This is a genomic window from Streptomyces sp. NPDC051018 (assembly GCF_044456085.1).
Classification (GTDB): domain Bacteria; phylum Actinomycetota; class Actinomycetes; order Streptomycetales; family Streptomycetaceae; genus Streptomyces.
The window spans coordinates 49,162-68,489 of the sequence record NZ_JBITFN010000001.1; the positions used below are offsets into that span (position 1 = coordinate 49,162).

Annotated in this window: 16 protein-coding genes; 14 read left to right on the top strand and 2 right to left on the bottom strand. The window is 71.6% G+C overall.

Annotated elements, in window-relative coordinates:
* Positions 1-135: 135 nt before the first annotated feature.
* Entirely contained in the window at positions 136-564 is a 429-nt protein-coding gene (locus tag ACIBCM_RS00200; RefSeq protein ID WP_399238428.1) for a hypothetical protein, read from the bottom strand.
* 22 nt (positions 565-586) lie between these two features.
* On the opposite strand from ACIBCM_RS00200, the gene ACIBCM_RS00205 reads away from it, so the two are divergent.
* The 10 genes from ACIBCM_RS00205 (at position 587) to ACIBCM_RS00250 (ending at position 10,278) form a co-directional block, all read left to right on the top strand.
* Positions 587-1,234 carry a hypothetical protein gene (locus ACIBCM_RS00205; RefSeq protein ID WP_399238431.1) on the top strand — a complete coding sequence of 216 codons (648 nt, stop codon included), beginning with the start codon at positions 587-589 and terminating at the stop codon, positions 1,232-1,234.
* 675 nt (positions 1,235-1,909) lie between these two features.
* Entirely contained in the window at positions 1,910-2,269 is a 360-nt protein-coding gene (locus ACIBCM_RS00210) for a histidine triad nucleotide-binding protein (RefSeq protein ID WP_399238433.1), read from the top strand.
* 11 nt (positions 2,270-2,280) lie between these two features.
* Positions 2,281-3,189, top strand: a complete 909-nt coding sequence (locus tag ACIBCM_RS00215; protein WP_399238435.1) for a ribonuclease Z — start codon at positions 2,281-2,283, stop codon at positions 3,187-3,189.
* A 17-nt stretch (positions 3,190-3,206) separates the two neighbouring features.
* Positions 3,207-4,214 (top strand): adenosine deaminase, encoded by a 1,008-nt coding sequence (locus tag ACIBCM_RS00220; RefSeq protein ID WP_399238437.1) that lies wholly within the window; start codon positions 3,207-3,209, stop codon positions 4,212-4,214.
* A 553-nt stretch (positions 4,215-4,767) separates the two neighbouring features.
* Positions 4,768-5,868 carry a carbohydrate kinase family protein gene (locus ACIBCM_RS00225; protein WP_399239765.1) on the top strand — a complete coding sequence of 367 codons (1,101 nt, stop codon included), beginning with the start codon at positions 4,768-4,770 and terminating at the stop codon, positions 5,866-5,868.
* 512 nt (positions 5,869-6,380) lie between these two features.
* Positions 6,381-7,430 (top strand): PhoH family protein, encoded by a 1,050-nt coding sequence (locus ACIBCM_RS00230; RefSeq protein ID WP_399238439.1) that lies wholly within the window; start codon positions 6,381-6,383, stop codon positions 7,428-7,430.
* A 13-nt stretch (positions 7,431-7,443) separates the two neighbouring features.
* Complete coding sequence (ybeY, locus tag ACIBCM_RS00235; RefSeq protein ID WP_399238441.1) at positions 7,444-7,941, top strand: rRNA maturation RNase YbeY; 498 nt, start codon at positions 7,444-7,446, stop codon at positions 7,939-7,941.
* The gene (locus ACIBCM_RS00240) at positions 7,938-9,236 is read left to right on the top strand and encodes a hemolysin family protein (protein ID WP_399238443.1); all 1,299 of its coding nucleotides are present in this window, start codon (positions 7,938-7,940) and stop codon (positions 9,234-9,236) included. Before ybeY ends, ACIBCM_RS00240 begins: the two co-directional genes overlap by 4 nt.
* Positions 9,237-9,372: 136 nt before the next feature.
* On the top strand, positions 9,373-9,726 hold the full coding sequence (locus ACIBCM_RS00245; RefSeq protein WP_399238445.1) for an MmcQ/YjbR family DNA-binding protein: 354 nt from the start codon (positions 9,373-9,375) through the stop codon (positions 9,724-9,726).
* A gap of 174 nt (positions 9,727-9,900) precedes the next feature.
* Positions 9,901-10,278 carry a cytidine deaminase gene (locus tag ACIBCM_RS00250; protein ID WP_399238447.1) on the top strand — a complete coding sequence of 126 codons (378 nt, stop codon included), beginning with the start codon at positions 9,901-9,903 and terminating at the stop codon, positions 10,276-10,278.
* A gap of 270 nt (positions 10,279-10,548) precedes the next feature.
* Here ACIBCM_RS00250 and ACIBCM_RS00255 read toward each other — a convergent pair whose 3' ends face one another.
* A complete protein-coding gene (locus ACIBCM_RS00255) occupies positions 10,549-11,490 on the bottom strand; it encodes a LysR family transcriptional regulator (protein ID WP_399238449.1) in 942 nt (313 codons plus the stop codon).
* Between the two features lie 333 nt (positions 11,491-11,823).
* On the opposite strand from ACIBCM_RS00255, the gene dnaE reads away from it, so the two are divergent.
* From dnaE to era, 4 genes are all read left to right on the top strand, one after another.
* Complete coding sequence (dnaE, locus tag ACIBCM_RS00260) at positions 11,824-15,420, top strand: DNA polymerase III subunit alpha (RefSeq protein WP_399238451.1); 3,597 nt, start codon at positions 11,824-11,826, stop codon at positions 15,418-15,420.
* A 333-nt stretch (positions 15,421-15,753) separates the two neighbouring features.
* Entirely contained in the window at positions 15,754-17,112 is a 1,359-nt protein-coding gene (locus ACIBCM_RS00265) for a beta-xylosidase (RefSeq protein WP_399238453.1), read from the top strand.
* Positions 17,113-17,172: 60 nt separating this feature from the next.
* Positions 17,173-18,153: a WxL protein peptidoglycan domain-containing protein gene (locus tag ACIBCM_RS00270; RefSeq protein ID WP_399238455.1), complete on the top strand. Its 981-nt coding sequence runs from the start codon at positions 17,173-17,175 to the stop codon at positions 18,151-18,153.
* Positions 18,154-18,276: 123 nt separating this feature from the next.
* Positions 18,277-19,230: a GTPase Era gene (gene era / locus ACIBCM_RS00275; RefSeq protein ID WP_399238457.1), complete on the top strand. Its 954-nt coding sequence runs from the start codon at positions 18,277-18,279 to the stop codon at positions 19,228-19,230.
* Positions 19,231-19,328: the final 98 nt, after the last annotated feature.

Here is a 19,328-nt window from a genome sequence, read left to right on the forward strand (position 1 = left end):
TCGACGGTACGTACGGGGCGGGTGTTCGTACGGGCGTCGCCGTACGGAGGGGTAACCGTCCCTCTGGGCCCGGCTGTCCGTACAGGACCGGTCGTCCTCTACGGCGGAGTGGGGTCCGGCCGCGTCCCGGGCCGGTCAGCCGTCCGTACGGGTGGCGAGCGCGGTGTCACCGGCCCCGCTCCCGGCCACCACCGCGTCGAACAGCGGCCAGCCGTCCACCTCCCGGTTTCCCGGAGCCGAACCGGCGGCCGGCAGCAGTCCCCGTGCCGCGGCCTCGTCCGCGAACCGGCGTACGACACCCGGCTCGTGGAGGTTCAGCCAGTGGTGCGCCGAGTCGCCGAGCGCGCCGTGGTCGACGTAACCGTCCGCGATGACACGGCCCTCGGCCTGGGAGAACACGATGCCCAGACGGGACTTCGTGCCCTCCCGCCAGAGCGACAGCACCGTATGGCAGGTGCGGCTGCCGTCCGGGCCCGAGGTTCCGTGGCGATGGCGCACGGTCCACACGCAGACGGTGTCGGAGTCGACGACGAGCCGGCGCGGGCGGATCAGCTTTCGTCCCATCCTCCGACCGTACGGGCCGTCTGTGTCCGCAACCACTCTTTTACTCCTCGCCGCCCGCTGCCAGGCTTCCCCCATGCTGGGCATGGACCGGGGAACGACCCGGGGGACGACAACGGCCTCGGCGCGCGGGCGCCTTCGGCGGCTGTGGGCGGCGATCGGCGTCGCGGGCACGGTGGTTGCGGTAGTGGCGGGGGTGGCGGGCTGTGAGCCCTCGGCCGATGGGCTCAGTTCCGCCGCCGTCGCCGTCACCACCGACCGTACGGCGACGAGGACGCTGGAGCGGGTGGGGTTCGACGTGAGCTGGTTCAGCTGTACGGCGACGCTTGAGGGGGCCGGCGGAAGCGGTTCGTCCGCGTCGCCCTCCGCGTCCCCGGGCGGGCGCGCCGCCGCGACCGTCGACTGCGAGGGAGAGACCGGTTCCGGGCAGCGGATCACGCTCAAGGGCACGGTGACGGACGAGCGTTCGGGTGTCTGCGTACGGGGACGGATGACCGCGCGGGTGAACGGCGAGCTCGCCTTCGAGGCGAGGTACCTCGGTGAGTGCGGGGGTGAGAGCGCGGGGGAGAGCGGGGGCGGAGGGGGTATGCCGTCCCGGACGGAGCGGCCCGGGGGGCGGCCGGAGGTGACCGTCACGGTGACGGAGACGGTGACGGTGACGCCCGAGAAGTAGGCGGTGGAGTTGTGGTGACCGGGGTCCGTCACCCCGTACGTCCTCGATCGCCGGACGGGCGGGTGGCCCGGGTGGGTCCCGGGGTCCGGTTGCCCGGCTGTCCGGTGGCCCGGGTGGGTCCCGGGGTCCGGTTGCTCCGGGTTGCCGTGGCTCGGGTGGCCTGCGCCGCAGCCCTCCTGCCGGGCTCGGGCCCTTTCCGGGGCTCTGCCCCGGACCCCGCGCCTCAAACGCCGGCGAGGCTGAATGTGCGCGCCGCGCCTTGGAGGGCGGGAGAGCGGGGTGTGCGCCGCGCTTTGAGGGGCAGTGGTGCTGGGATTGTGGCCGCGCCTCAAACGCCGGCGAGGCTCGTTGTGCGCATGGCGCCTTGGAGGGCGGCGAGGCTGAATGTGCGCGCCGCGCCTTGGAGGGCGGTGGGGTCGACCGGGAGTGTGGGCCGGGCCTTCGGGCGCCGACGGCGCGGGTTGTGCGCATCGCGCCTTGGAGGGCGGTACGGCGGGGTGTGCGCGGTGCGCCTCGAACGCCGGCGGCGCTGGATGTGCGCGGTGCGCCCTGGAGGGCGGTGAGGTGGGGCCGGGACTGTGCACCTGGCCTTCGGGTGCCGGTGGGGGGCGGGCGGGGGAAGCGTGGTGGATACCATGCTGGCGTATCGGTCGGAAACGAGGAGGAACCCCGGCAATGGCGGGAGAACCGCAGGCTGACTGCCTGTTCTGCAAGATCGTCGCGGGGGAGGTGCCGGCGACGATCGTGCGGGAGACCGAGACCGTCGTCGCGTTCCGGGACATCAATCCCCAGGCGCCCACCCATGTACTCGTCATCCCGCGGGCCCACTACCCGGACGCCGCCTCGCTCGCCGCGGCCGAGCCCGCTCTCGCGGCGGATGTGCTGCGGGAGGCGGGGGAGGTCGCCGCGGAGGAGAAGGCCGACGGCACCGGGTACCGGATCGTGTTCAACACCGGGTCCGGCGCCGGGCAGACGGTGTTCCACGCGCACGCCCACCTCCTCGGCGGCCGTGGCTTCGCCTGGCCCCCGGGATAGCGGCGACCGGCGTGTCCGTACGAGAACTCGTGGTGCTCGGCACCGCCAGCCAGGTGCCCACCCGGCACCGCAACCACAACGGCTACTTTCTGCGCTGGGACGCCGACGGCATCCTGTTCGATCCCGGCGAGGGAACCCAGCGCCAGATGCTCCGCGCCGGGGTCGCCGCGCACGACATCAACCGGATCTGCGTCACCCACTTCCACGGTGACCACTCCCTTGGACTCGCGGGAGTGATCCAGCGGATCAACCTGGACCGCGTCCCGCACGAGATCACCGCGCACTACCCGGGAAGCGGCCGGAAGTTCTTCGAGCGGCTGCGGTACGCGACGGCCTACCGCGAGACCGTGTCACTGACCGAGGGCCCCGTCACCGCCGACGGGGTCCTCGCCGAGACACCCTCGTACCGGATCGAGGCCCGTCGGCTGTCGCACCCCGTCGAGTCGTACGGCTACCGGATCACCGAGCCGGACGGCCGTCGGATCCTGCCCGAGAGGCTCGCCGCCCACGGCATCACGGGCCCGGACGTGGGCCGGCTCCAGCGCGAGGGCGTGTTCGGCGGCGTCACGCTCCAGCAGGTCAGCGAGGTCCGCCGGGGCCAGAGGTTCGCGTTCGTCATGGACACCAGGCTCTGCGACGGCGTCCACGCCCTCGCGGAGGGCTGCGACATGCTCGTCATCGAGTCGACATTCCTCGACCAGGACGAGCAGCTCGCCCTCGACCACGGCCATCTGACGGCGGGACAGGCCGCCCGCGCGGCGCGGGACGCGGGCGTACGCCACCTCGTACTCACACACTTCTCACAGCGTTACACCGACGCCGGAGAGTTCGAGCGGCAGGCGCGCGCGGCCGGGTTCGACGGAGAACTCACCGTCGCCACCGACCTGCTGCGCGTTCCGCTCCCCAAACGCACCCCCTGAACGACGAGGTCACCCCCGTGCCGCTGCCCAAAGCCGAACTCCATGTGCACATCGAAGGCACCCTGGAACCCGAACTCGCCTTCGCGCTCGCCGCGCGCAACGGCGTGGAACTGCCGTACCGGGACACCGAGGAGCTGCGCCGCGCCTATCTCTTCCAGGACCTCCAGTCCTTCCTCGACCTCTACTACGGTCTGACGGCGGTCCTGCGGACCCACGACGACTTCACCGAACTCGCCGACGCCTATCTCGCCCGCGCCGCCGCCCAAGGCGTCCGCCACGCCGAGATCTTCTTCGATCCGCAGGCGCACACGGCCCGGGGCGTCCCCATCGGCACGGTCGTCGAGGGGCTGGCCCGCGCGCTGGCCACGGGCGAGGAGCGGTACGGCATCTCGGGCCGGCTGATCATGTGCTTCCTGCGGGACGAGTCCGCCGAGTCCGCCATGCGGACCCTGGACGAGGCGAAGCCGTACCTCCACCACATCACGGCCGTCGGCCTGGACTCGGCGGAGGCGGGGCATCCGCCGTCGAAGTTCCGCGAGGTGTACGCCGCCGCCGAGGCCCTCGGACTGCGCAAGGTCGCCCACGCGGGGGAGGAGGGCCCGCCGTCGTACATCCGCGAGGCCCTGGACGTCCTGGGCGTGGAGCGGATCGACCACGGGCTGCGCTGCACGGAGGACCGGGAGCTCGTGGAACGGCTGGCCCGGGAGCGGATTCCGCTGACGCTGTGCCCCCTGTCGAACGTACGGCTGCGGGCCATCGACATGCTGGAGGAGCACCCGTTGCGGGACATGATGGACGCCGGGCTGCTGTGCACGGTCAACTCCGACGACCCCGCGTACTTCGGCGGCTACATCGGTGACACCTTCCACGCGGTGCGCGAGGCGCTGGGACTGGACGACGAGCGGTTGCGCGAACTGGCGCGGAACTCGTTCGAGGTGTCCTTCCTGGAGGACGACGAGGAGCGGCGGGCGCGGCTGATCGCCGAGGTGGAGGCGTACGACTTCGGGGTGCGGCCGCCCGAGTAGCGGCACCGGACGCGCGGGGGCGGGGGCGGGGCCTGTCCGGACCGTCCGGCCGGCGCCCGCTCCCGGACCCGCAGGGCCTTTGTCGCCCATGGCCGGTGTGTTCGTGGTCTGCGGGGGATGGCGGGCGTGTCCATGGCCGGTCGGGGACGGACGCCCGGCGGGGTGGGACCCCGGGCCGGTGCCGTCTCCCGACGCACCGCGTCCGGATCTCGTCCGGATCTCGTGCCCGCGTCCGACTCGTGCCCGCGGCCTGCCCGGCCCCCGGGACGGCCCGTGTGCGGCCCGCCCACAGCCCGCCACGCTCTGCTGTCGTGCCCCGCCCGGCCGTGACCGCCCCGACAGGGGCGCACGCTCCCCTCCCGCGCGCCGTCACGCGCGCCCCTGCGCGTGGATTTGGCACACTGGCCTGACCTGCACCAGGCACAGGAGGGGCGCGGTGACGACCCGACACGGAGAGCAGCCCAGTCCGGACGGCACCCCGGGCTCATCCGGCCCGCACGGCACGCGCGGTATCCACGGCCCGCGCCTCGGTCCCCATGCCCGCCTCGACGGCATCCCGGCCGCGGACACCGTCCTCCCATCCCCCTGTGTCGACCCCCTGGCCGCCCTCCGTACCCCCGCGGACCCCGGCTGCGACGTGTACCTCACGGGAACCGTCTTCCTGGACATCATCTTCACCGGACTGGACTCCGCGCCGGTCCGCGGTACCGAGTCCTGGGCGCGGGGCATGGGCTCCAGCCCCGGCGGAGTGGCCAATATGGCCACCGCGCTCGCCCGGCTCGGCCTGCGGACCTCGCTCGCGGCGGCGTTCGGGGACGACCACTACGGGGAGTACTGCTGGGACGCCCTCGAACAGGGCGAGGGCATCGATCTGTCCCTGTCGCGCACCGTGCCCGGCTGGCACTCGCCCGTCACCGTGTCCATGGCGTACGAGGGCGAGCGCACGATGGTGTCCCACGGCCACGAGGCGCCTCCGCCCGAGTCCGCCCCCGACCACCCGCCGCGTTCCCGAGCGGCCGTCGCCTCCCTGACGCCCGGCCGCGCCGACTGGATCGCCCAGGCGGCGCGCAAGGGAACGAGGATCTTCGCCGACGTCGGCTGGGACGAGTCGGGCCGCTGGGACCCGGCGGACCTCGCCGATCTGGAGCACTGCGAGGCGTTCCTGCCCAACGCCGAGGAGGCGATGCGCTACACCCGCACCTCGTGTCCCCGGGCGGCGGCGCGAAAACTGGCCGAACGGGTGCCGGTGGCGGTCGTCACGCTCGGCGCGGAGGGCGCTTTCGCGGTGGACGGCGCGACCGGGGAGTGCGCCGAGGTCCCGGCCATCGCCGTGGAGGCGCTCGACCCCACGGGCGCGGGTGATGTGTTCGTGGCGGGATTCGTCACGGGTACGCTCGCGGGCTGGCCGCTCGCCGACCGGCTCGCCTTCGCCGGGCTGACGGCCGCGCTGTCGGTGCAGGAGTTCGGCGGGTCCCTCTCCGCGCCGGGCTGGTGGGAGATCGCGGCCTGGTGGCAGTACGTCCGGAGCCTGCCCGGTCAGGGTCCGGTGGCTCTGCGCCGGTACGCCTTCCTGGACCGGCTGCTGCCCTCCCCGGTCAGGCCCTGGCCGCTGCGCCGGGCCGTCCCGACGATCGGCTTCCGCAGCCCTGCCTGAGCCCGGGAGGCCGGGCGAGCGGGCGCGGGGTGATCCTCCGGCCGTACGGTGACCGCCTCGGTCGTCGGTGACGGTCCCGGCCGTACGGTGACCGCCCCACCCCTCGCCGGGACCGTGCCCATGGCTCCGAGCCCGCGCGAGGCTCGTGCGGGCCCACCGAGAAACCCGGCCGTACGCCCGTGCGAGGCCCGGGCGCCCCCGGGTCCCTGGCCCCCGGAGTCCCCGCCGCACCGCCCCCGGTCACCGGCATGGACTATCACCGGGGCTCCGGGCGGCGGTCCCGCGGAGCGCCGTGTTCCGCGACCTCGCCCCGTGGCCGGGTGCCCTGACCACCGGCCGGGACCGGTGACCCCGGGCCGCCGCCGGGACGCGCCCGTCCGGGGCGGTGGGGCGATCCCGCGTGAAAAGCCCTCGGCCGTTGTCGGTGTGGCGTCGTACGCTGGGTGTCCCAGAGGTTGTCGAGCAGCGAGAACCCTGCGACAGGAGGTATGTGCAGGCCACAGTGCCGGCCCATGACTCAGACACCCACAGTTCAGAGCCCCTCGGGGCAGGCGCGAGCCCACTTCACCGTCCCCGCCAAACATCCCATGGTGACGGTTCTCGGCTCGGGTGACGCCCTTCTGCGCGTGATCGAGGCAGCTTTCCCGGCTGTCGACATCCATGTCAGGGGCAATCAGATCAGCGCGGCGGGGGACGCGGCGGAAGTCGCCCTCATCCAGCGACTGTTCGACGAGATGATGCTCGTGCTCCGCACGGGACAGCCGATGACGGAGGACGCGGTGGAACGCTCGATCGCCATGCTCAGGGCGGAGGCCAACGGCGATGGGGACGGCGCCGGGGAGACCCCCGCCGAGGTGCTCACACAGAACATCCTCTCCAGCCGCGGTCGCACGATCCGCCCCAAGACCCTCAATCAGAAGCGCTATGTCGACGCGATCGACAAGCACACGATCGTCTTCGGCATCGGTCCGGCCGGTACGGGCAAGACGTATCTCGCGATGGCGAAGGCGGTCCAGGCCCTGCAGTCCAAGCAGGTCACCCGGATCATCCTGACCCGTCCCGCCGTCGAGGCGGGCGAGCGGCTCGGCTTCCTGCCCGGCACGCTCTACGAGAAGATCGACCCGTATCTGCGCCCGCTGTACGACGCGCTGCACGACATGCTCGACCCGGACTCCATCCCGCGTCTGATGGCCGCGGGGACGATCGAGGTCGCGCCGCTGGCATACATGCGCGGCCGCAGCCTCAATGACGCCTTCATCATCCTGGACGAGGCGCAGAACACGAACCCCGAGCAGATGAAGATGTTCCTGACGAGGCTCGGCTTCGACTCGAAGATCGTCATCACCGGCGATGTCACCCAGGTCGACCTGCCCAACGGCACCAAGAGCGGTCTGCGGCAGGTCCAGGACATCCTGGACGGCGTCGACGACGTCCACTTCTCGCGTCTCACATCGCACGACGTGGTCCGGCACAAGCTGGTCGGCCGTATCGTCGACGCGTACGAGAAGTACGACGGCCGGGCGGGTGCCCCGCACGGCGGCCGAGGCGCGCACGGGAAGTAGCTCGAACCACACCATGTCGATCGACGTCAACAACGAGTCCGGAACCGAGGTCGACGAGCAGGCCGTCCTTGAGGTGGCCCGCTACGCGCTCGCCAGAATGCGCATCCATCCGCTCTCCGAGCTGTCGGTGATCGTCGTGGACGCCGAGGCCATGGAGCAACTGCACCTCCAGTGGATGGACCTCCCGGGCCCGACGGATGTCATGTCCTTCCCGATGGACGAGCTGCGTCCCCCGGTCAAGGACGACGAGGAGCCCCCCCAGGGGCTCCTCGGTGACATCGTGCTCTGCCCCGAGGTCGCCAGGCGGCAGGGAGAGCAGGCCCCGACACAGCACTCCATGGACGAGGAGCTCCAGCTTCTGACGGTTCACGGGGTGCTGCATCTGCTGGGCTACGACCACGAGGAGCCGGACGAGAAGGCGGAGATGTTCGGCCTCCAGGCGGCCATCGTCGACGGCTGGCGGGCGGAGAAGGGCCTCACCGGCCCCTCCCCGGCGCCGACCGTGTCATGAGCGCCGCACTGATCACCGGCGCGGTCCTGCTGGTCGTCGTCGCCTGGCTGGCGGCGTGCGCCGAGGCGGGCATCGCGCGGGTCTCCGGCTTCCGGGCCGCCGAAGCCGTGCGCTCCGGGCGGCGCGGAGCCGCCCGGCTGGAACAGGTCGCGGCCGACCCGACGCGGTATCTCAACGTTGCCCTGCTGGTCCGGGTGGCGTGCGAGATGGCCGCGGGCGTTCTGGTGACCTACGCCTGCCTCCAGGAGTTCTCCGAGACCTGGGAGGCGCTGACCGTCGCCATCGGCGTGATGGTGCTCGTCTCGTATGTCGCGGTCGGTGTCTCTCCCCGCACCATCGGCCGCCAGCACCCGCTGAACACGGCGACGGCCGCCGCCTACGTCCTGCTGCCGCTGGCCAGGATCATGGGCCCCATCCCCCAGCTGCTGATCCTCATCGGCAACGCGCTCACGCCCGGCAAGGGATTCCGCAAGGGCCCCTTCGCGAGCGAGGCCGAGCTGCGGGCCATGGTGGACCTCGCCGAGCGGGAGTCGCTGATCGAGGACGACGAGCGCCGGATGGTGCACTCCGTCTTCGAACTGGGCGACACGCTGGTACGGGAGGTGATGGTGCCGCGCACCGATCTGATCTGCATCGAGCGGTACAAGACCGTCCGGCAGGCGCTCACCCTCGCGCTGCGCTCCGGTTTCTCCCGTATCCCGGTCACCGGCGAGAACGAGGACGACATCGTGGGCGTGGTCTATCTCAAGGACCTGGTCCGCAAGACGCACATCAACCGGGAGGCCGAGGCGGATCTGGTCTCCACGGCGATGCGGCCCGCGGTCTTCGTGCCCGACACCAAGAACGCGGGGGATCTGCTGCGCGAGATGCAGCAGAAGCGCAATCATGTCGCCGTCGTCATCGACGAGTACGGCGGTACGGCGGGCATCGTCACGATCGAGGACATCCTGGAGGAGATCGTCGGCGAGATCACGGACGAGTACGACCGTGAGCTGCCGCCGGTCGAGGACCTGGGCCACGGCCGCTTCCGGGTCACCGCCCGTCTCGACATCGGTGATCTGGGCGAACTGTACGGGCTGGACGAGCTGGACGACGAGGATGTGGAGACCGTCGGCGGACTGCTGGCGAAGGCCCTGGGGCGGGTCCCGATCGCGGGCGCGAGCGCGCTGGTGGAACTTCCCGACGGGCGGGCGCTGCGGCTGACGGCCGAGTCTCCGGCAGGCCGCCGCAACAAGATCGTGACGGTCCTCGCCGAGCCGGTCGAGGCCCGACGGGAAGGGGAGAACGCGGCATGAGGACGACGGCACCCGGCCGGGGGCGCACCGCGCACGGGCCGGTACGGGCGGCGCACGGACCCGGTTCGGCGAGGTGGCGGCCGCTGACCACCGGCCGCTGTCGGGGGCGCGGCGGGCGCGGTCCGGGGGCGGGCGCGTGAGGGCCCGGGAACTGAAGGCGTTCTGCCTGGAGTTCAACGACGTGGTCGAGGAGTTCCCCTTCGGCGAGGAGACCTCGGTCTTCAAGGTGGCCGGAAAGATGTTCGCCCTCAGCGCGCTGGACGGCGACCCTCTGACGGTCAATCTGAAATGCGATCCGGACCTCGCGGTCCAGCTCCGCGCCGAGCATCCGGCGATCGTTCCCGGCTACCACATGAACAAGCGCCACTGGAACACGGTGACGGTCGCCGATCTCCCGGACACGCTGGTCAGGGAGCTGATCGAGGACTCGTACGACCTGGTGGTGGCGGGACTTCCCAAGGCGGTGAGACTGCGCCTCGACCGCGCCTGACCGACACGGCGCGGGCCGGCCCGCCGGGAGGTGATCGCGCTGCACCCCGGCGGGAGGGTCCCGGTGCGGGCCCGTGGCGCGAGTCCGGTGCGGTGCGGTGAGTTCCGGAGCCCGCGTGCCGTCCGGTCCGGGGGCCTCGCCGGGGCCTCGCCGGGTGCGATCTATGCTCGGGGCATGACCCAGAGCACCGAACCCCAGGGCGGTGGCCCCGGCGCCCTCGGCCCCGAGGACCGCAAGATCATTACGCTGGCGCGCAGTGCCCGGGCCCGCAACGGTGTGGCCGAGGGTGCCGCCGTTCGGGACGAGACCGGGCGCACCTATGTCGCGGGGACCGTCGGCCTGGAGTCGCTCGTGCTCAGTGCGCTGCGGACCGCCGTCGCGATGGCCGTGGCCAGCGGTGCGAAGTCCCTGGAGGCCGCCGCCGTGGTCTCCGAGGCGGATGCGGTGACGGACGAGGACCGCGCGGCCGTACGCGACCTGGGCGGGCCCGCGACCCCGGTGCTGCTCGCGGGGCCCGACGGGCAGCTGAAGACGGCCGTGACGGCGGGCTGACCCACCCGCCGGTCCACCCCTCGGGGGCGTTTCCGACGGGCTCGCCCCCAACTGCCTCCCCGGGTACGGTCAGGCCGACTTCCGCGAGCATCTGGCCGTCGCCGTGCGCGGCCCGGCTACCTAGTCAGGGTCAACCGCCGCCCGTACGCCGGGCAACCTCTCGCGTCCTCCCGTGGGCCCGCACCGGCCCCCGTACGCCCCCACTTCCCGCGCCGGGTCCAGCCGTACGCTCCCCGGCCATCCCGTGCCCCCGGCCGGCCCGGGCGTGTCCTAAGCCCGCTGAGCCCACCCCGGTAGCCAGATCCCTTCGGACGGGCGGCCGGGGTAGGCCGAGGTGAGATGGTCCCGCAGGGCCGTGAGGGCGGGGTGCGGGTTGTCGGTGCGCCAGATGAGCGAGTGCGGGTAGACCGGGGTCGGGTCACGCAGGGGGATGCGCCGCAGGTCGTGGCCCGCGGGCCAGACGAGAGGGGTCTGCGCGGAGACGAAGGTCGCCAGGGTCGAGGAGGCCGCGATCGTGTCGAGGAGGGGCTCGATACCGAAGTCCGGGCCGATGGAGTCGATGGTGAGCCCGAAAGCGGCGGCGAGTTCGTCGTAATAGGCCGCCCATTCGGTTCCGGGTACGTTGCCGGGCATCCAGATCCGGCGCCCGGCGAGCCGGGCGGGAGCGACCGCGGGCGCACCGGCGAACTCGTGGGCAGGACCGGTGAACAGCTGCAGGGGCTCATCGAGGACCGGGGTGGCCTCGATGCCGTCGGGGAGCGGTTGTCCCGGCATGGTGACGGCGCGGAAGGTCGCGTCGATCGTCCCCGACCGGACGGCGTCGACGGCGGCGCCGACACCCGCGTTGAGGAGGGTCACCACATCGAGATCGATCTCGGGATAGGCGCGGTGGAAATCGCGCAGCAGCCCGGCCACCGAGAGCCGGCGGCCGATCACATCGACCCGCAGCGCGCGTTGGCCGGGGCGTACGGAGGCGACCGCCCGCTCCTCGGCCTCCAGGAGTGCCCGGGCGTACGGAAGGAACGCCTGGCCGTCGAGGGTGAGCAGGGCTCCGCGCGCGGCACGGGTGAAGAGCTTCACCCCGAGTTCCCTCTCCAGGGCGGCGATGCGCTTGGAGACGGCCTGCTGGGTGATCGACAGGGCGGCCGCGGCTTCCTGGAACTGGCCGCCCTCGGCGGCGGCGACAAAGGTACGTACGGCAGGGAGATCCACACCGGCCATCCTAGGCGTACAACGATCGGTTGTGCTGGGTGGCCGAAGTAGTTGTTTGATCCCGGTGTGCCTTGCTCGCTTTGATGTGTCGGGTCAACGTCTGGTTGTGCGGGCGGCGGGGTGCGGATGTGCTCCCGGCCGGTTGCCGGGTGCCTGTGGGCCGTCTGGGGCGGGCGCGCGTTCCCGGTGGTCCGTCCCGGCCGGGGTGATCAGGCGCCGACGGACCGGTGTGCGTCCGTCCCCCTGCACCGCCGGTGCGGCCAGTCCCCAGCGAGGCTCCGGCCGGCTCCGGCCGGGACGGGGTCGTCCACTGATCCCGGAGGTGACCAAGCTGTGCCGGATTCCTTCGTCCACCTGCACAATCACACCGAGTACTCCATGCTGGACGGCGCTCAGAAGCTGAAGCCGATGTTCGGTGAGGTGGCCCGGCAGAAGATGCCGGCGATCGCGATGAGCGACCACGGCAATATGTTCGGGGCCTATGAGTTCGCCCAGGTGGCGAAGGGCTTCGAGGGCGTGACGCCGATCATCGGTATCGAGGCGTATGTGGCACCCTCCTCCCGCTTCGCCCGGAAGCAGGAATTCTGGGGGCCCGGCGGCCGTCGCGCCATGAGCGACGAAGGCGAGGGGTCGAAGGACGTCTCCGGCGGTGGCCGCTTCACCCATATGACCATGTGGGCACGGAACGTCCAGGGCCTGCGGAATCTCTTCCGGCTCAGCACCCAGGCCAGCTACGAGGGCCAGTTCCCGTCCGGCAAGCCGCGTATGGACCGCGAGCTGATCGCCGGGCGGCCGGAGGGCATCATCGCCACCACCGGCTGCCCCTCGGGTGAGGTCCAGACCCGTCTGCGGCTGAACCAGTACGACGAGGCGAAGGCCGCCGCCGCGGCCTACCAGGAGATCTTCGGGCGTGAGAACTACTTCGTGGAGCTGATGGACCACGGTCTGGACATCGAGCGCGAGGTCCGCGGCGATCTGCTGCGTCTGGCCGGGGAGCTGGGCATCCCGCTCCTGGCCACCAATGACGCGCACTACGTCACCGAGGACCAGGCCGACGCCCACGACAGCCTGCTGTGCATCGGGGTCGGCAAGAACAAGGACGACCCGGGCCGCTTCCGCTTCAACGGCTCCGGCTACTACCTGAAGTCGGCCGCCGAGATGCGCGCCCTCTTCGCGGAGCTGCCGGAGGCCTGCGACAACACCCTGCTGATCGCCGAGCGCGTGGAGTCCTACGACGAGGTCTTCGACTACGTCGACGAGATGCCGCGCTTCCCCGACGTGCCCGACGGCGAGACCCAGGAGTCCTGGCTGCGCAGGGAAGTCCTCAAGGGCCTGGCGATGCGCTACGGGGACCCGGTTCCCCGGCATGTCCTGGACCGCTTCGAGACCGAGATGACGGTCATCGGCCCCATGGGATTCAGCTCCTACTTCCTGGTGGTGGCGGACATCTGCCGCCATGCCCGGGAGAACCGGATCGCCCTCGGACCCGGCCGCGGCTCGGCCACGGGCTCGATCGTGGCCTACGCCATCCGTATCACCGAGCTCTGCCCGCTGGAGCACGGTCTGCTGTTCGAACGGTTTCTGAACCCCGAGCGCATCAACCCGCCGGACGTCGACCTCGACTTCGACGACCGGCAGCGCGATCAGATGGTGCGTTACGTGACCGAGAAGTACGGCGACGAGTACACCGCCATGGTGAACACGTTCGGCAGGATCAAGGCCAAGAACGCGATCAAGGACTCCTCGCGGATCCTGGGCTACCCCTTCTCCCACGGCGAGCGGATCACCAAGGCGCTGCCACCGGACCAGAACGGCAAGTCCGCCCCGCTGGCCGCGGTCTTCGACTCCTCCCACGAGCGCTACGGCGAGGCCGGTGAGATCCGGCAGATGTACGAGAGCGAACCGGATGTGAGGCGGGTGATCGACACCGCCCGCGGGGTGGAGGGCCTGACGCGCGGCACCGGTGTGCACGCCGCCGCGGTGATCCTCTCCAAGACGAGGCTCACCGACCGGATCCCGCTGCATATGCGCGCCTCGGACGGCGTGCGGATCACCGGGTTCGACTACCCGTCGTGCGAGGCGATGGGGCTGATCAAGATGGACTTCCTGGGGCTGCGCAATCTCGGGGTCATCGACCAGGCCATCGAGAACATCCGGGAGAACCGGGGCGTCAGCCTGGCCACCGTGGACCCCGGGGACGGCGACCCCGCCACCCTCGTGATCCCGCTGGACGACGCCAGGACGTACCGGCTGCTGGCCGAGGGCAACACCTTCGGCGTCTTCCAGCTCGACGGCGGCGGTATGCGGGTCCTGCTGAAGCAGATGGAACCCACGCGGTTCGAGGACATCGCCGCGGTCAACGCCCTCTACCGGCCCGGTCCCATGGCGGCGAACGCCCACACCAACTACGCCCACCGCAAGACCGGCCGCCAGGAGATCACCCCGATCCACCCCGAGTTGCGCGAGGCCCTGGAGCCGATCCTCGGGAACACCTTCCATCTGCTCGTCTACCAGGAGCAGATCATGGCCATCGCCCGGGAACTGGCCGGATACACGCTGGGCGGCGCCGATCTGCTGCGCCGCGCGATGGGCAAGAAGAAGCCCGAGGTACTCGCCGCGGAGTGGGACAAGTTCCACGCCGGCATGCTGGGCAACGGCTACGGCGAGGAAGCCGTCAAGGCGCTGTGGGACGTCATGCTCCCGTTCTCCGGATATGCGTTCAACAAGTCGCACACCGCCGGATACGGCCTGGTCTCGTACTGGACCGCCTATCTCAAGGCGAACTACCCGGCCGAGTACATGGCCGCCCTGCTCACGTCCGTCGGCGACGACAAGGACAAGGCGGCGGTCTATCTCGCCGACGCCCGCAAGAACGGCGTGCGCGTCCTCCAGCCCGATGTGAACGAGTCCATCGCGGAGTTCACGGCCGTCGGCGACGATGTGCGGTTCGGGCTGCGATCCGTACGCAATGTCGGCGACAACGTCATCGACGCCGTCATCGGCGCCCGCCGCGGCAGGGGGAAGTTCACCTCCTTTCCCGACTTCCTGGACAAGGCGGATCTCCCCGCCCTCAACAAGAGGGCCGTCGAATCCCTGATCAAGGCGGGCACCTTCGACTCCCTGGGGCACTCCCGCAAGGGGCTGGCCGCGATCCACGAGGACGCCATCGACGCGATCATCCCGGTGAAGAAGGCCGCCGCCTTCGGGCAGGACGACCTCTTCGCCGGGCTCGGCGGGGAAGAGGACAGCCGGCCGGCCTTCGGCCTGGACTTCCCGATCGACGAGGCGGAGTGGCCGAGGCGGCAACTCCTGGCGACCGAGCGGGAGATGCTGGGCCTGTACGTCTCGTCCCACCCGCTGGACGGCGCCGAGCACATCCTCACCGGCGCACGGGACTGCTCCATCGCGGATCTGCTCGCCTCCGGCCGTACCGCCGGGGAGGTACGGCTGGCCGGGCTGATCACCGGCATCCAGCGCAAGGTGACCAAGCAGGGCAACGCGTGGGCCGTCGTGAACCTCGCGGACCGGGACGCGGGCATCGAGGTCCTGTTCTTCCCGGCCTCCTATCAGCTCGTGCAGCACGCGCTGACCGAGGACAACGTCATCTCCGTCAGAGGCAGGATCGAGGACCGCGACGGCACCGTGAACGTCTTCGGCAGGGAACTCGCGGTGCTGGACGTGGCCTCGGCCGAGCACGGCGGACGGCCTCCCGTACGGCTGGCCCTGCCCGCCCACCGGATCACCGAGCGGTCCGTCGGCGAGCTGAAGAGGATCCTCGCGGACCACCCGGGCGAGCACCCGGTCCACCTCGCCGTCCGCGGCGCGCGGAAGACCACGGTCTACGCCCTGCGGGCCAGGGTCGACCCCGCCACCGCCGCCTCCGATGTGAAGGGGACGTTCGGGGCGGAGGCGTGGGTGGGCCTCGCGTAACGCCCGGGGCGCGTCATGCCGGGGGCGTGTAACGCCGGGAACCGATGGACGGCGCCGGCCGGCCCGCGGTATCCGGTGCCGGCGGCGACCGGGCGCGGGATGGCGGCCCGCCCGGAAGGACCGGCGGCCGTCCGTCCCGATCGCTCCTCGCCCGTCCGATCACCCCTTGGCCCGGCCCGGACGGACCGGGCGCGTCGTACCCCGCCACCGGCCCGGGGCCGGGATCTTGACAGTATCTGATGGGTCATCAGTTGGTGCATTTCGATTCCATTGACTTCTCGTTGCCGCACCACGTCAATGGCCACCTGAATTCCTCCGAAGGGGGCCAACCACATGGCTTCAGCCACCCGAAACGCCTCACGAAGACCAGCCGTCCGGCGGACCGGTGCCAGGCGCTGGACCGCCGCACTGGGCACGGCCGCGCTCCTCGCGGGTACGGCGGCGCTCGCCGCACCCGCCACCGCGCTGGCCTCGTCCGTGCCGGTCGACTTCCTCACCCGGTGCATCCCGCCGGACATCGCCGGTCTCCCGCCGATCGAGGGCACCACCACCGCCCAGATCACCGTCGACAACGCCTCGCCCAAGGTCGGCGACACGGTCAAGGTGACGTACAAGGTCACCAGGCCGGCCGCCAGCAACCCGGTCGATCTCGCGCTCCCCGCCGACATCATGACGCCCAGCGGAAAGGTCGCCATCGGCGGTGCCCAGAGCGGCAGTGTCACGGTCACCGGCCCCAAGAAGAACCCGCCGGTGCCCGGCAAGGGGGCCTTCCCGCCCTTCGAGATGACCGGCACCTTCACGGTCACGGCGCCGGGCTCGATCACCCTCTCGCCCGGTGACTACAACATCCACACCAGCTACATCATGGAGCTGGACACACCCTGCTCGGTGAAGAACCCGCCCGCGCCGGTCTCCCAGACGGTCACCGCCGAGGAGCAGCCCGGCGCCAACGAGCGCGCGATCTCCCTCGCCACGGCCTCCGGGAAGCCCGGCGACCGGGTGACCGTCACCGGGTCCGAGTTCACCCCGCTCTCGGACGTCACCGTCGCGGGCCGGGCGGGCACGGCCGAGACCGCCGACAGGATGACGTTCACGACGGATGCCACCGGCGGTTTCACCGCCCGGCTCAAGGTGAACGACAAGGCGACCACCGGCATCGTCGCGTACGAGGGGGCCGCCTGGTCGGCCGACAAGGGGGCGGGCCCGGCGGCGTACACCGTCGTCGACGACACCCCGCTGCCGGAGAACAGCCAGAGGCTCAACGCCACCGTGGCCGCGGGCACCCTCTCCATGACCCAGGCCGGTGACACCGTCCAGCTCTCGGCGGTGGACTTCGGCACGGGCGGCGCGGCGAACGGCGACCTCCAGCGGGTGACCGTCAAGGACTTCCGCGGCGGCCCCGCGGGCTGGTCCCTGACCGGCAAGGTCACCGACTTCACCGGACCCGGCGGGAAGATCGACGCCGGAAAGCTCAGCTGGACCCCTGCCTGTGCCACCAAGCAGGGCAGCCCGAGCACCTGTGTGCCCGGTTCCACGGGGCCCGTCGGCGGCGGGGGCGCGACCCTGGCGTCCACCCCCAACGGCGCGCTCACCGGCGGTGAGTTCACCGTGGACGCGAAGGTCTCGCTGGACGTCCCCGCGTTCACCGCGCCCGGGGCCTACTCCGGTGTACTGACGCTCACACTCACCTGACCGCCCGGCGGGCCGGGCGCGCACCCGGTCGGCCCGCCCCGACCCTGGGGGGTCCGCACCATGCCCAGACAGCACACGCGCCTGTGGTCCGTCCTCCTTCCGGTCCTGGCCGCCCTGTTCGCCGGTCTCGTCCCCGGCATCTCCCCGGCACCGCCGGCACGCGCCGCGGAGAACGGGGAGTGGTCCGTCTACCCCTCCGCCGGGGAGGCGGGCAAGCGGCCGTACTTCTACCTCACCGCCGACCCCGGTACGCGTCTCACCGACCGGGTCACGATCAGCAACAAGACCGAGTCCCCCCTCACCTTCCGGCTGTACGCGGCCGACGCGTACAACACCGAACGCGACGGCGGCTTCGCGGTACGGACCCGGAACGAGAAGCAGCGGGGAGTCGGCGCCTGGATCAGGCCCGGACGCGGCCGGGTCACCGTGCCCCCGCGCGGCTCGGTCACCGTGCCCTACACCCTCACCGTCCCGGAGTCCGCCGAGCCCGGGGACCACCCCGGCGCGCTGGTGGCGCTGGACGAGCGGATCAGCCCCTCGGCGGGCGCGGTCGCCGTCGGTGTCCAGCGGGCCGTCGGCGCGCGGGTCTATCTGCGGGTGAACGGGCCCACCGTTCCCGGGCTCGCCGTCGAGGACGTCCGGCTCAGCCACGACCGGCCCCTGGTGCCCGGCACCGGCGAGAGCAGCGCCCTGATCTCGTACACGCTCCACAACCGGGGCAATGTCACCCTCAACCCCAAGGTCGCCCTCAAGGCCGAGGGCCTCTTCGGCCGCGATCTGCTCGCCCGGGACCTGAGGAAGATCCCCTCGGAGCTGCTGCCGCGCCAGCGGATCCGGCTCACGGAACGCTGGTCGGGCGCACCCCACATCGAGTGGGGCGAGGTCCGGCTCACCGCGAGCGCCGAGGACGTACGGGAGTCGGCGCGCGTCTCCTACTTCGCGCTGCCCTGGCTGGTGGCCCTGGTCCTGGTGGCGGTGCTCACCGGTACCGGGGTATGGGCCCGGATGAGACTCAAGGCGCGCGGGCGGGCACGGGGCTGACCGGGTCGGCACCGGTACGAGGCCGGGGCGGGGAACCGGCTTTCTCCCGGGGTCCCGGCGCGGAACCGGCCCCGCCGGGACCACGGATCCCCGTGGGCACGGGGACCCCGGGGATCAGGGACAATGAACGGCATGAGCGTTCGTATCGAGTCCTCCGGGCCCGCCCCCCACCGGGCGGGCTTCGCCTGCTTCGTCGGCCGCCCCAACGCGGGCAAGTCCACCCTCACGAACGCTCTCGTCGGCCAGAAGGTGGCGATCACCTCCAACCGGCCGCAGACGACCCGGCACACCGTGCGCGGCATCGTGCACCGCCCCGAGGCGCAGCTGATCCTGGTCGACACCCCCGGTCTGCACAAACCGCGCACCCTGCTCGGCGAGCGGCTCAACGACGTCGTGCGCACCACCTGGGCCGAGGTCGACGTCATCGGCTTCTGCCTGCCCGCCGATCAGAAGCTCGGCCCCGGCGACCGCTATATCGCCAAGGAGCTGGCCGGGATCAGGAAGACCCCGAAGGTCGCGATCGTCACCAAGACGGATCTGGTCGACTCCAAGACCCTCGCGGAGCAGCTCGTCGGGGTGGACCGGCTCGCCGGGGAGCTGGGCTTCGAGTGGGCGCAGATCGTCCCGGTCTCGGTCGTCGGCGACCGGCAGGTCCATCTGGTCTCCGATCTGCTGATTCCTCTGCTGCCCGAGGGCCCCGCGCTCTACCCCGAGGGTGATCTCACCGACGAGCCCGAGCAGGTCATGGTCGCCGAGCTGATCCGCGAGGCCGCGCTGGAGGGCGTACGGGACGAGCTGCCGCACTCGATCGCCGTGGTGGTCGAGGAGATGATCCCCCGCGAGGACCGCCCCGAGGACAAGCCGCTCCTGGACATCCACGCGAACCTCTACATCGAGCGCCCCAGCCAGAAGGGGATCATCATCGGCCCCAAGGGCAGGCGCCTGAAGGAGGTCGGCACCAAGTCCCGCAAGCACATCGAGGCGCTCCTCGGCACGCCCGTCTTCCTCGATCTGCACGTCAAGGTGGCGAAGGACTGGCAGCGCGACCCGAAGCAGCTGCGGAAGCTGGGCTTCTGAGGGACCGCCCCTCACACCGCCCCGACCGGGCCTCTGACCGAACCCTCTGACCGGACCCCTCACCGCGGCCGGGTGCACCGGCCCCTCGTGCTCCGGGC